Consider the following 12,978-nt stretch of genomic DNA (forward strand, 5'->3'; position numbering starts at 1 on the left):
CGTTTTTATATTAGTCCGCGTAGGCGGTGAATCCAGTCCTGCAGAAAGGTTTCCTTTCGTAAGGAACTGGTGAACCCGGAGGGACTTTGTTTGTATAGTAGCGAATTCTATTCGCCTCAATTATTTTCTCGCGCAAGCGTGACAGAACAGGGTTATTCCAGGGATATACCAACCCCCTGTTGAAAATTGTGTAAAATCTTTGGCTTAAATCCTGACAATGGATCTATCAGTATGTTAGGCTTGGCTCATCTTTTGCACGATGAAAGCTTTATCGCTTTCTTTCTAAATTACCGGAAAGCTTGCCATACAAGCTGTTGCTATGCAAGGCAAGCTTCGTTATGGGACATCGTTAAATTATGAAATGCTCGCTACCAGCCTTACTTGCGATTGTGAGTGCGATCGCCATAGCTTATCCAGCCTATGCTAATGAAGAAAATGTTTCGACCCATACAACACTAGGTCAAGCTTCTCTTCTGATGGTCAAGCCAGCCTCTATAGAAAATCAGATAGGTAATACGCGAATTAACAATCGCAAACCACCCTCTACTTCTATCAGATTGGTACGTGAAAAAAAATGTCAGGATATCGATCCGCTAGATTTTCTTAAAGATCCAGCAGCTAACCTCAAACTCTGTTCTAAAATAGAACAGCCGGAAAACGAAGAATCCAAACCTGCTGAGGCAGCTAATTACTATAAAGTTCCTCCCCTTGAATCCGGTATTCTCGTACCACTCTCCAAGTTTTAAGGTTATTAGCTTGCGCCTTGGAACAAGATTTCTGGCTGAAATTTATCTGTCGGCTGACGATATAGTTCCAAAAACGCTTCTCCAATTTTATTGGGATCGAAAGGAGTACCCGAAGCAACTTGACCCATAATACTGACCATACCAACCCGAATACCTGTGTCAGCTAATTCCTGAGAAAGGGTGAGGGCAAGGCTTCGCAATCCTGCCTTGCCAATACTAATGGATGATGCTTCATCCCACGGATAATGCGCCCAACCACCTCCTGTAAAAAGCAGGCTTCCTTGCTTTCGAGATCGCATAGCTGGTAAAACGGCTTTCACTGCCACCAATGCCCCGACAACATTCACACTAAAATCTTGAGCAAGTTGAGTTGCGGTTAATGTGGTCGGTTTGCCAAACGTCGGCGACACCACATTGTAAATGAGGACTTCTGCAGAACCATGCTTTTGTTGGAGCTCGGCGATCGCATCTGTCAACGATGACTCATTGCTCGCATCGGCGGCTGCAATAGACACCTCAATACCTGCATTGGTCAATGACTGGAGTGCATCAGTATATTTAGAAGGATTGCGAGCAATTAGTCCTAGCTGAAAACCAGTTTTGCCGAATGCATCAGCAATACCCATCCCTACCCCGGCTCCAAATCCAACAATAATGCAAAGCGGTTTCATGGTTTCCCTTAAGTGAATTTATCGAGATGCGTTATTTTACTGAATTTTACAGTGCATAGTAAATATACCATAGAGGTACTCAGACGCTGCTTCACTATAGCGGTTTGTATGTGAGTGAGGTACACATTTATCCGCTACGGGCTGCTACAGGCTGCGGTTCCATAACTTTTTTATGTATTGCACCTAATTGAAAACCGCTATATTCTTGTCTTGCGGTCGTGTTGGAATTACAATTCAATTTGTAATTTTTAATTTAAATTTTAATTTTTAGATTGCCTATGATGAAGGAATAAATCTAGACTGTCTGGAATAGCCATGCCAAAACGCCTCATGACAGGGTTAAATTATTGGTTTCAGCGAGATAGGATTGTACGTAACCTAGAGTTTTTTCAAGACATTATTGTTATCTCTCTCTGCCTTGGTTTATTCTGTGTAATGCTTATACGATTAGGAGCAATGTTTTTCTCCCTCATACATCCGTTGGATTTAAGAGAAATCACGTCTGATATCTTGTTTATTTTGATTCTAGTAGAGTTGTTCCGTCTGTTAATTGATTACCTTCAAGAACGGAGAATATCTGTAGGTGCAGCTGTAGAAATTACCATTGTTTCTGCTTTGCGAGAGGTGATTTTACGTGGCGTTCTAGAGATTCCTCGCGACCAGATTTTTGGAATCTCTGTATTTTTAATCGTACTAGGGGGAATACTTGCTGCTTTACCATGGATGTCTCGCTTCCTCGAACACGTCAAAGTTCCGGAACTTGAAGAAACAGAAGACTCCACCCAATTACTACCCGATTAATACTGGTCACTGGTCACTGCTCACTGGTCACTGGTCACTGCTCACTGATTAGAACGGTCACTGCAGCAACTGCAATTAACATTTCATCATTTTTGTCATTGAGTACGGGAATGGCTTTGCCTTGAACAATCATTCCTCCTGGTTCTACTGTCAGTGTTTTCTGCCCAAAGGGTAGCACAGCCAAGACTTCTTCTTCTCGCACTTGTTCGGGATAAGGAACAGCAACCTGTACCTCAACTATCATTTCATTTGGATCGCTCAATCCAGCAACTTCCCAAACTCCAGGTAAGGCATTGTGTGCGATCGCATTTCTCACAGCCCTTGCTGCAGCAACAGTTGGTTCCTGTCCGTGTTGGTCAATACCCATCCCCATTTCAATAATCAGGCGTTTGCGTGCCATTCTGACCTACCTTGCAAGTTTGAAAAATGCTGGATTTTGTTCCTCAACCAGCCTACCACAGCAATTTTACCTGATTTGTAAGAATTGAAAGGCTCAAATCCCCGACTTCTTCAAGAAGTCGGGGATCTTGTTTGTCAGGAATTTATGATGTCACATATGTAGTATTTCATATAAACATCCCAATTTCATTAACCAGCTATGAAAAAGTATTGCTTTCAACGTTCCTTCCAGAACGATCTAACCTTAAGCAAACACCTGTTTAACCTCCTAGAGATTGTTTTTCCCGAACTTGGAATTACTGAAGCAGCCGAACACGCTTGTAAGCTTGGTGCATCTTGGGAATCTGTTTCTACTCCGTTTATGCGCTTTGAAGATAATATTGCTGTCACCCATGTTGGTGTTCTGGAAATCCCCATGTATCTTATGGGGGAACTCGTGACGGTGGGAGGAATTCATGGAGTAGCTACCCATCCTGAATATCGGAGACGGGGCTATTATCGGGAAGTGATGGAAGAGGTTTTGGATTATTGCGATCGCCGTTACAAAACTTTAGTTTTAACCACCTCTCAGCCTGAGTTGTACGAACCTTTTGGCTTTCGCTATGTTAGGGAAGATATGTTTGTTGTCAAGTGTAACTCCAAAGGCGGCACTCATGGCTTGCGATCGCTAGACACTGGTAATAATCATGATATCAATTTATTGAATAGGCTATTAGAAACACGAGAACCCGTGTCTCACATTCTAGGTGTTGTGAAGGCGAAAGCACTCTTCTATGTCATTGAAAGTCACAATCCTTTATTTTATGCAGAAGATTTAGATGTCCTAGCGTGCATGAACATAGAAGGTAGTAAACTCCAGCTTTTTGATTTAGTAGGAACGAAACTTTGCTCTCTGCAAGCTCTTTTGGACAGAATACCCCACCCCATTGAGGAAGTGGAAATTTATTTTAGTCCCGATCGTCTTCATGTTGAGGCTCAAGCATTTCCTCACCGACTCAATGGCGATGACTATCTTATGATTCGTGGAGAGTTTGCGCCCGAAAAGGAGACTTTTATGTTACCACGTTCAGCACGCTGTTAATCAGTGACCAGGAATCAGTGACCAGTGACCAATGAGCAATTAGTTAGTAAAATAAATCATACCATTTTGGATTTTAGATTTTGGATGCGTGGATTGAGAAAGTAGAGTGGTCATACGATACTCTTAGTGGCAATGCCCACCTTACTACTAAAACCTCTTACAAACGACAAATGAGAAATGACAAACCTAACTAGTTCTCTTAAATTCCGAGCGCCTACTTAATATGTTTGCTAGAATTCGCCGTCTTTTAAGACAATTTTTTACTAGATCGAGAACAATCAACAATGAACCCTTAAATAAGGTGAGTTTGATTGTCATTATTTTAATTGATATCTTTATCTTAATCAATGTTTTTACAGGGCTAGATGATATTAGTAGATGGTATCTCAGTCCTTCGCAAGCTTACCCGTGTTATTTCGAGTGGGATAATTATCGAACACAAACCGATAAAGATAAAAACTATGAAATTATTAAGTCATTATTAACTGACACAAACACTGCTCCACCATTTCAACGAAATTACCAGCAAATCCAAGAAGGACATTTAGGTAAAGTTTCTGAACTCTGTTTGAACTATGCTGGGTATAAAGATAAGATTTATACTTCTGAAAATAGACAAACTGTAACAATAATTGACCAAAAACAAGCAAACATAAGTAAACTCGAACAAGCTAATCGTAACATTCGCGCTCAGTATGACTCCACGCTTTTAGAAAAACTTGCAGGTCAACCTCGCTCTGAATCGATTAATCAAGTTGGTGCTGAAAAAGCTAAGCAGACTTTAGAGCAAAATACTAACAGTATTTCTACATTAGTCCGAGAAATTTCTAATTTAAAAAATCAACTGCTTGCCAAACCAGAAAGTGTCAATTTTATAAATTTTCTTCAAGATGAAGGAAAATTTAGTCCGGTTGAAAAAGGTTATCAACAGGCATCGTTTTGGTATCCAAGCATCCAATTTGCTTTTCAGTCTATCTTTCTCCTACCACTGATTCTGGTTGCTTTATCAGTACATAGATTCGCAGGAGCAAGAGGATATGGGCTTATCTCGTTAATTAGCTGGCATTTGTTAGTTATCTTTTTTATTCCACTAATTCTAAAAATCTTTGAATTTTTACAAGTCGGTGCTCTATTCCAATTTCTTTTTGATGTCATTAGCGCTATTTTTGGTGGATTGCTTTTCCTTATTAGTTATATTTATATCTTGCTGATTCCACTTATTGGTTTTGGACTTATCAAATTTTTCCAAAAGGTTATTTTTAATCCCAAAGTTCAAGCAGCTAATAGAGTTCAAAAATCACGCTGTATTAAGTGTGCTAAAAAAATTCGTCATAGTGACAGTCACTGTTCGCATTGCGGTTTCCATCAGTATACTGAATGCTCAAACTGTCATAATTTTACCTACAAACATTTGCCGTACTGTAGAGAATGTGGATCTGCTCAAAATTCTAGGAATTATGAAGTATGAATTATGAATTATGAATAATTAGGACTTACGCAAAGCCCCCCTTTTTAAGGGGGGGATCTGCAAAGCGTGAAATCCTTAAAATATCGTTGAGGTTACTGGTCACTGGTCACTGGTCACTGGTCACTTCTTCTGCTCTACTGGCTGGTTTTTGCTGCTTACCTTATCTTTTCCCCTAAGGCTTTGGAAATACAAACCTCCGACAACCAGTAAAAATACAGCATATCCAAGGGCTTGTATAAAATAAAGATACTGGGTGTAGCCAAATAAAGCATTGAAAATAACTCCAGGAAATTGGTCATCAGGCAGGAGATTGGAAGTATTCCAAACCATTGGACCGAGAATACAAGAGTGGATTCTCGTAAACCGTTCGTAATAAAAGCACAAGCTTTCTGAAGCACGATTGCTGAGGGAAAGGGTAGCAATAGCTTGGTCGAATTTGCCCAAAGCTGTCACGACTAGTCCAGCAACAATCAATACTAATAAAATGCCCATGACTTGAAAAAATTGCCGGATGTTGATTTTGATGCCCCATTTAAACAGAAGTACACCTATTGCAACTGCAACTGAAAGACCAGCAAGAGCACCAATAGCAGGTACTAGTCCTTGCTGAAAATTAGCAGCGATGAACAGGACAGTTTCAAAACCTTCCCGCACAACAGCAATAAATATCAGAGTAAAAACACCCCAACCAGCGTTTGAGTTTTGTTTTAAAGCACCTGTGACAGCTCCTTCAACCTGAGCTTTCATGAATTTGGCTTGTTGCGTCATCCAAAGGAGCATCCAGCTGAGCATGAAGATTGCGAGGATGCTAAAAATACCTTCTAGAAGTGGCTCCACTACAGATGAGTATTGCGGATTTAGTGCGCTAACAGCCTGGATAATCCAAGTAAACAGAACACCGATTAACGCACTAATGGCAATCCCAACGCCAACTCCAGCATATACCCAAATGTTAAGACGGGATTGTTTGGCTTTTTTGAGCAAAGCTAGCACAATACCGACAACAAGAGCAGCTTCTACTCCTTCTCGGAGTGTAATAACAAAAGTAGGTATAGCAGCACTAAAGTTCATTTTTATTAAAGATTGGGGATTGGGGATTGGGGATTAGGGATTGGGGAAGGTAGGGGTTCCCTCTGGGGATAAGGGGCGGGTGGGGTCCCCTCCTTGTTGAGGGGTAATGGGGATGAAACAATTATTCGGCTGTTTCTTTTGACTTGAGAGTATTGACTTTTAATTAATGCAAAGCTTTTCAATCCAAAATCTAAAATCCAAAATCCAAAATCGATATGACTTATCGTTGTGCTTGAGCACTAGAACTATCAATCACTTTTTGGGAATTTTGCTCAATGGTTTTTACTAGCTTGGTGACATCATCAGGCGATTTCACAAGTTTAGTGGGTGGAATGGCAGAGGGCCAAACTGTGACTAGTTCAGCCATATTTGTTTCAATTGCTTTGTGTTCTTGTGGATGCTCTTTTGCCATTTGGCTAGAAATCCCTTTGTACAGTTCGTTGGCGTAGTTAACAAAGCCACGAGAGTCCTGATACTCAATGGCTGCAGAGATTTTTCCATCTGCGACTGCTGCACCATATTCTGAATTGGATGCATCTAATAATCCGTTAATGACTTGTAGAACGAAACGGGGTTGCTTGCGTTGTTCTGCTGGTAAAGCCGCGATCGCAGTATCAATAGACTGCATGGAAGAGGCAAAATCAGTTTTGACTTTGGCATCTTTTGGTTTAGCTTTCACAAAGTCTTGCAGGCTGACCAAACTGGTTTTAAATTCCTTGACTTTGCGCTCGTTTAATTGGTCTTCTACATCCACATAAATCTCTTCCACTGGATGTCCAATATGAGGTTCTGCTTGTTTGGGTTCATTTTTATCGAGTAATTCTTTTGCTACTAAAAGATGCCCTTTCATCAACCCCAGCTTTGTCATGTAATCAACATCTTTTGCCTCACCAGTCAGTACTATTTCCTGAACAGTCACCTGGTCTTTAATTTTGTCAAATTGCTCTTGACTGATAACTTTTTTAGTGACTAAGTCTTCAGGGCTGGCGTAGGGGCGACTTGCTTGAATTTTATGTGATAGCGCGGGAACACCTAGCTCTGCCTCAAACTTATCCAATTCTGAGAGAATAGCATTGTTGATGTTGATTTGCTTTTTGCCACCATGTCCGCCATGACTAACTGCTTCTGTCTTTTGGGAACTCGTGTTAGTTGCTGGTGCTGGTGAAGAATTTTCTGTGGTTTGTGTTTGCGTTCCGTTACAGGAACTTAATGTGACTATGAATGCTGCTGCAACAGCTAAACACACGTATTTATATTTTTTCATTTTGGCTCCTAAGAGATTGGCTTGGTCAGATCGCCGACTTCTTAGAGAAGTCAGGGATCTTAACAGTGCTTTGCAAACTCATTTATGTAATTTCCCATAAATGAAACCTTTTATCAACTAGTTCAGCGATTTTTAATTTTTATGTAAAAGTAATACTATTTTTGTTGACAATTGAAGCAATTAGGGGGATTAGGGACTGGGGATTGGCGATTGGGAGTTAATTTCCTAGTACCTAGTCCCCAGTCCCCATTGCCCCTCAACAAGGAGGGGAAGAGCGAGTTCCCCAATCCCCTACGCATTCTTCCCAATGACTTCAAACGATCCCATACAGCCATTTTCTGCAATCCAGTCTTGATGGGGGTGAAACATATAGTTACCGGGATAGCGAAAGGAAAATTCCAGGATATGCCTTTCAGCGATCCCCATCGTAATCACATCTGTTTTCTCACTGGGAGTCAGGCTCATTCCAAATCGATAGACATCAAAGAAGTTAGCATGGAGGTGGAAAGTTACTGCGGGATCGAATTCAATGATGTTGAGAACATAAAGCCGAATTAACTGATTTTGATATATTCGGATAGGAGAATCCATGAAATAATGAGGCAAACCGTTGAAGGCGTAATACTCGTTACGATTGTCATCATTCACGTCATACCCAGCCATAACTAGTACAATCTCATCAGCTCGAGGGCGCTCTGTAGGTGGATCGATAATAAACATCCCGTACAACCCTTTGGCAATGTGACGGGTAACTGGTTCAATATGACAATGATAAAGGTGGACGCCATAGGGTTCTGCATCGAATTCATAGATAGTTGCTGAACCATGACGAACCGGACGAACACCATCCATATCCGCAGGGTGAACCCCGTGAAAATGCAAAGAATGAGAATGCCCTGCTTGATTGTAGAATAAAACCCGGATGCGATCGCCTTGCTTTGCTCTAAGAGTCGGTCCCGGTATGCGACCATTGAGATCCCAGATGTTGAAAGAGACAGCATTACTGAGTCCAATAACAGAAGTATGTGCAGTTAATCGAAATTCTCGTATGGTGCGTCCATTTTCTTGCTTGACAGTGCCGTAATCAAATTCCCGTACCATCTTCATGGGGTTAGCAGCCTCTTGAGCAGTTGCTTTTATCTCCAAAGGTGGTACTTTGACCTTGGACTTGCCTTGTACATTCAAGCTGTGCCATAGCAACCCTGCACCAGTTAAACCAGCACCAGCCAATCCCATCTGTAGCAATCGGCGACGACTCCAAAGTTTTTCTTTCTCTAAGACAAAGTTATTGGGCATAGCGTTAACGACGGTTAGCAGCAAGAATCAAATCTAGAAAAATTGCAAATAATTTTCAACTAAACATAATTTATTATAATATTATACTTATGCAATAAATAACAGTAGATGGATGCTAAATTAAGGTCGTGAAGCGCTGCCCGCGTTAACGCCCACCCTCACACCACTTACTACAACTGGTGGACACTTGAGCAACGCAGTGGCTCCCCTTTGCGTGAGTTCACCTACGAAATACCAAATTATTCCACAGCAAAGTGAAGAATTAGTATCAGATCAAAGCTGAATGCCAATTTGTTTGCAAGTTCCTAAAGCTTGCCGATATATCTTTAGAGATCTTGGATTTTGATTAAAGTTAGTGTAAATTGTCCCAATGTTTTTCAGGGCTATGCATTCACTTCGAACGGAGCCAGTTTGTTGATGAATCACTAAAGCTTCCCCAAAGAACTCTAAGGCTTTATTGTACTGACGCTGTTCATAGTAAACTGACCCAATGCTGTTAAGGGTTGTACCTTCTCCTGATTTGTTACCGATTTGTTTGTTAATTGCTAAGGCTTGCCCGAAGAACTCTAAAGCTTTGGAATACTGACGCTGGCTGTAGTAAAATGCCCCCATATTATTGAGGGTTCTACCTTCCCCTGCTTTGCTGCCAATTTGTTTATTAATTGCTAAGGCTTGCTCAATAACCTCCAAGGCTTTAGGGTACTGCTTCTGTCCATAATAAACTGACCCGATACCGTTGAGAGTATAGGCTTCCTCCGCTTTGCTGCCGATTTGTTGGTAAATAGTTAACGCTTGCTGGTATAACTCTAAGGCTTTTTTGTACTGACGCTGGCTGTTGTAAAATCCCCCCATCTTCGCAAGAGTTGTACCAACTCCTGCTCTAGTGCCAATTTGTTGGTAAATGGCTAAGGCTTGCTGGTATAACTCTGAGGCTTTAGGGTACTGACCTTGAATGAGGTAAACAGCCGCAATACTGTTGAGAGTCGAACTTTCCCCCGCTTTGCTACCGATTTGTTGGTAAATGGCTAAGGCTTGCTGGTAGACCTCTAAGGCTTTTTTGTACTGACGCTGGATAGTGTAAACTTCCCCAATACTGTTGAGGGCTGCACCAACTCCATTCTTGTCGCCGATTTGTTTAGCAATATCATTTGCTTGCTCGAAAAACTCTAAGGCTATGGCATACTGACTGAGGTTGTTATAAACTGCTCCAAGACCATTGAGGGCTTGACCTTCCCCTTTTTTGTCGCCGATTTGTTTGGCAATGCTATTTGCTTGCTGGTAAAACTCTAAAGCTTTAGCATACTGACTCTGACTGGAGTAAAACTCTCCAATACCATTGAGGGTTTGAATTTCCTCTTTTTTGTCGCCGATTTGTTTGGCAATGCCATTTGCTTGTTGGTAGAACTCTAAAGCTTTGGCATATTGACTCTGCTGAGAGTAAACTTCTCCAATACCATTAAGGGTTTGAATTTCCTCTTTTTTGTCGCCGATTTGTTTGGCAATGCCATTTGCTTGTTGGTAAAACTCTAAAGCTTTGGGGTACTGATTGATGTTGTTGTAAACGAACCCAATGCCTCTAAGTGTTGCACCTTCCCCCTTTTTGTCGCCGATTTGTTTGGCAATGCCATTTGCTTGTTGGTAGAACTCTAAAGCTTTGGGGTACTGATTGATGTTGTTGTAAACGAACCCAATGCCTCTAAGTGTTACACCTTCCTCCTCTTTGTCCCCGATTTGTTTGGTAATAGCTAAGGCTTGCTGGTATAATTCTAAGGCTTTGGGGTATTGACCAATATCGTTATAAATTTCCCCAATGTTATTCAAGGTCTTTGCTTCCTGGGAGCGATCGCCAATTTCTCGATAAATAACTAAAACCCGTTGAAATGTCTCTAATGCTTCCTTTAATTGACCTTGATTATACTGCTGTTTGCCTACTTGGTACAGACGCAAAGCTTCGTCTGTGGGCTTTTGGACTGTATGTGTCTGTGCCGATGCACATAATATTTCTAAATTTGTTACAAAGAATGGTGAGATCGAAGTTAGAAAAACTAACACACTTGCACTTAGCAAGCTCTGGCGATAAAGTCTGTTTTGCAGCCAAGTGCTGAAAAAATAATGCACAGAAATACTCCTTGCTCATTTAAAGCAGAGATAATATTTCCCTTTAATTTTATATCACTCTTTGGCATTGCATAAATACAGGGTGTTGCATTGTGGTGTTGCAAACCTTATTATTTGTCACGGCGTCGCATTCACTTCCTCCCCCAATACTAGTGACTCAATAGAACCCCGGTCAAGCTCCCGACCAATCAACACCAATCGCGTTTGACGGGGTTCGTTGGGTTGCCAAGGACGGTCATAAAAGTAGTCGAACCGATTACCAACCCCCTGTAATACCAGACGCATAGCTTTGTTCGGAACTGCAACAAATCCCTTAATTCGATAAATTTCTTGCTGTTGTACCAATGTTTGCAAGCGTTTGACTAAAACAGACGGCTCAAATGTTTGGTCTAGCAGTAGTTGCACCGCATTAATCTCGTCATCATGTTCGTGTTCGATTTCCATGTCGTGGTGACTGGGACGACTATCTAAGTTGTCTTCCACCGCAGCGTTGAAACCGAGTAACAAATCGCTACTGATTTTACCATCCCAGCAAGGAATAATTTTTACACCAGGGGATAAGTTATGCTTGAGCCATTGCTGCACCCTAACTTGCGTTGGTTCGTCAACGCGATCGCCTTTAGTCAGCAATACTAAGTCAGCACAAGCGAGCCGATCTTCAAACAGTTCCTCAATGGGTGTTTCGTGTTCTATACTGGAGTCTGCTTGTCGCTGTGCCAAGAGGGCTTCTAAATCACCTACATACCGATCGGTTGCCAGAGCTTCACAATCCACCACAGTGATAACGCCATCCACTGTAGCACCCGTGCGAATCTCCGGCCAGCGAAATGCTTGCACCAATGGTTTTGGGAGTGCTAGTCCGGAGGTTTCAATTAACATACAGTCAAGGCGATCGCGTCGCTTCAGCAATTCCTGCATCGCTGGCAAGAATTCCTCCTATACTGTACAGCACAAGCAACCGTTGGTGAGTTCAACAATGTTACTGTTAAAATGGCGAATTAGTGTTGTTTTGCCTGCGCCAAGAAACCCTGTAATCACTGTAACGGGAATTTTATGCATAGAAAATATGTTGCTTGTTGATTAATTTTGCAATGTATAGTCAAGAAGTTTAATGGGCATTGGGCATGAGGCAAAGCAAAAACATTATTGAAATTAATTGTGTCCAACAGACATCTCCAGAAATGAGATATCGATCCTGACTGCACAACGCTTTTATCTTCTTTTTCGGAGATGTCTAATGACTGATCGTTACCCAACCAAGCGTAAGGGAGTTTGGTTGGCATTTCTGTCCATCAATTCCGTGCGTGAATTTGCCCGCACAGCGCGGAACATTCCAAATCGGCACAACCCAGCACCAAACGCCAAACGCATCAGCAACAACGTCGGTACCTCGCGCACAGACTTAACGAAACCAGACAGTCCAAAACGCAGAAATCCGCTCGGTCGAACCACCCCTTGCCAGATCGAATCTAACCAAGAAGGAAGCGTTTCTTTCGTCCAATCTGCCGTAATTACCTCCCCCTCGACTAATCCCGTTGCTGCCAAAAGCTCGGCAAAACCCTCGATGCTGGAAAAAGCTGGATGAGACCACTGCTCGAGGAGTTGCCGCATGACTGGTTTTTCCCAGAAATTTAGCGGTTTTTGGCGATCGTCCCTCTGATTCCAGTCAGCTACAACCAAGACTCCACCGGGCTTTAGCACCCGCATTAACTCAAGAGCAAAAACGGCTTTATCAGGCATATGGGGACCCGCTTCAATCGACCAGACCACATCAAAACTGGCATCTGGAAACGACAATGCCATCGCATCATCAACTGCAAACTGGACGTTTAGCCCTTCAGGTGTTAACTCCACAGCACGCTTCACTTGAATAGGGCTGATGGTAATCCCTGTTACAGCAAACCCATAATCTCGCGCCAAAATTCGGCTGCTACCCCCAATACCACAGCCAACATCTAAGACGGTAGTACCGGGAGGTAATTTATCTAAACCACCCCATTTAACCATTTCGTGTACGAAGTCAGATTTAGCAGCCAGAAAATCCTTCCGTTGTGGCGGCGAAC

General features: G+C 42.1%; 11 protein-coding genes and 1 pseudogene. 4 read left to right on the plus strand and 8 right to left on the minus strand.

Features of this window, described 5'->3' with window-relative positions:
• The first annotated feature begins 356 nt into the window (after positions 1-356).
• Complete coding sequence (locus ACKTT2_RS42785; protein WP_407898053.1) at positions 357-746, plus strand: hypothetical protein; 390 nt, start codon at positions 357-359, stop codon at positions 744-746.
• A gap of 5 nt (positions 747-751) precedes the next feature.
• On the opposite strand, the gene ACKTT2_RS42790 is transcribed toward ACKTT2_RS42785, so the two are convergent.
• On the minus strand, positions 752-1,417 hold the full coding sequence (locus ACKTT2_RS42790) for an SDR family oxidoreductase (protein ID WP_407898056.1): 666 nt from the start codon (positions 1,415-1,417) through the stop codon (positions 752-754).
• A gap of 315 nt (positions 1,418-1,732) precedes the next feature.
• On the opposite strand from ACKTT2_RS42790, the gene ACKTT2_RS42795 reads away from it, so the two are divergent.
• Positions 1,733-2,218: a phosphate-starvation-inducible PsiE family protein gene (locus ACKTT2_RS42795; protein WP_407898058.1), complete on the plus strand. Its 486-nt coding sequence runs from the start codon at positions 1,733-1,735 to the stop codon at positions 2,216-2,218.
• A gap of 34 nt (positions 2,219-2,252) precedes the next feature.
• Here ACKTT2_RS42795 and ACKTT2_RS42800 read toward each other — a convergent pair whose 3' ends face one another.
• Entirely contained in the window at positions 2,253-2,618 is a 366-nt protein-coding gene (locus tag ACKTT2_RS42800) for a Lin0512 family protein (RefSeq protein WP_407898060.1), read from the minus strand.
• Positions 2,619-2,816: 198 nt separating this feature from the next.
• Here ACKTT2_RS42800 and ACKTT2_RS42805 point away from each other — a divergent pair, with 198 nt between their 5' ends.
• Together ACKTT2_RS42805 and ACKTT2_RS42810 are read left to right on the plus strand one after the other, a co-directional pair.
• Positions 2,817-3,698: a GNAT family N-acetyltransferase gene (locus ACKTT2_RS42805; protein ID WP_407898062.1), complete on the plus strand. Its 882-nt coding sequence runs from the start codon at positions 2,817-2,819 to the stop codon at positions 3,696-3,698.
• 223 nt (positions 3,699-3,921) lie between these two features.
• The gene (locus ACKTT2_RS42810) at positions 3,922-5,166 is read left to right on the plus strand and encodes a hypothetical protein (protein WP_407898064.1); all 1,245 of its coding nucleotides are present in this window, start codon (positions 3,922-3,924) and stop codon (positions 5,164-5,166) included.
• A 120-nt stretch (positions 5,167-5,286) separates the two neighbouring features.
• On the opposite strand, the gene ACKTT2_RS42815 is transcribed toward ACKTT2_RS42810, so the two are convergent.
• The 6 genes and pseudogenes from ACKTT2_RS42815 to ACKTT2_RS42840 form a co-directional block, all read right to left on the minus strand.
• Positions 5,287-6,237: an FTR1 family iron permease gene (locus ACKTT2_RS42815; protein WP_407898066.1), complete on the minus strand. Its 951-nt coding sequence runs from the start codon at positions 6,235-6,237 to the stop codon at positions 5,287-5,289.
• A 220-nt stretch (positions 6,238-6,457) separates the two neighbouring features.
• Complete coding sequence (locus tag ACKTT2_RS42820; protein WP_407898068.1) at positions 6,458-7,501, minus strand: ComEA family DNA-binding protein; 1,044 nt, start codon at positions 7,499-7,501, stop codon at positions 6,458-6,460.
• Between the two features lie 291 nt (positions 7,502-7,792).
• Positions 7,793-8,797: a multicopper oxidase domain-containing protein gene (locus ACKTT2_RS42825; RefSeq protein ID WP_407898070.1), complete on the minus strand. Its 1,005-nt coding sequence runs from the start codon at positions 8,795-8,797 to the stop codon at positions 7,793-7,795.
• A 273-nt stretch (positions 8,798-9,070) separates the two neighbouring features.
• Positions 9,071-10,915: a tetratricopeptide repeat protein gene (locus ACKTT2_RS42830; protein ID WP_407898072.1), complete on the minus strand. Its 1,845-nt coding sequence runs from the start codon at positions 10,913-10,915 to the stop codon at positions 9,071-9,073.
• A gap of 117 nt (positions 10,916-11,032) precedes the next feature.
• A pseudogene (gene cobW, locus ACKTT2_RS42835) lies at positions 11,033-11,974 on the minus strand (cobalamin biosynthesis protein CobW).
• 189 nt (positions 11,975-12,163) lie between these two features.
• The coding region (locus ACKTT2_RS42840) for a methyltransferase domain-containing protein (RefSeq protein WP_407898074.1) at positions 12,164-12,978 on the minus strand (815 nt) is incomplete at its 5' end.

Source organism: Scytonema hankhaensis NUACC26 (assembly GCF_045865695.1).
Taxonomy (GTDB): Bacteria; Cyanobacteriota; Cyanobacteriia; order Cyanobacteriales; family Nostocaceae; genus Scytonema.

Coding starts and splice junctions, on each gene's coding strand:
- ACKTT2_RS42785 (WP_407898053.1), top strand. CDS start 357: ATGAAATGCTCGCTACCAGCCTTACTTGCGATTGTGAGTGCGATCGCC.
- ACKTT2_RS42790 (WP_407898056.1), bottom strand. CDS start 1,417: ATGAAACCGCTTTGCATTATTGTTGGATTTGGAGCCGGGGTAGGGATG.
- ACKTT2_RS42795 (WP_407898058.1), top strand. CDS start 1,733: ATGCCAAAACGCCTCATGACAGGGTTAAATTATTGGTTTCAGCGAGAT.
- ACKTT2_RS42800 (WP_407898060.1), bottom strand. CDS start 2,618: ATGGCACGCAAACGCCTGATTATTGAAATGGGGATGGGTATTGACCAA.
- ACKTT2_RS42805 (WP_407898062.1), top strand. CDS start 2,817: ATGAAAAAGTATTGCTTTCAACGTTCCTTCCAGAACGATCTAACCTTA.
- ACKTT2_RS42810 (WP_407898064.1), top strand. CDS start 3,922: ATGTTTGCTAGAATTCGCCGTCTTTTAAGACAATTTTTTACTAGATCG.
- ACKTT2_RS42815 (WP_407898066.1), bottom strand. CDS start 6,237: ATGAACTTTAGTGCTGCTATACCTACTTTTGTTATTACACTCCGAGAA.
- ACKTT2_RS42820 (WP_407898068.1), bottom strand. CDS start 7,501: ATGAAAAAATATAAATACGTGTGTTTAGCTGTTGCAGCAGCATTCATA.
- ACKTT2_RS42825 (WP_407898070.1), bottom strand. CDS start 8,797: ATGCCCAATAACTTTGTCTTAGAGAAAGAAAAACTTTGGAGTCGTCGC.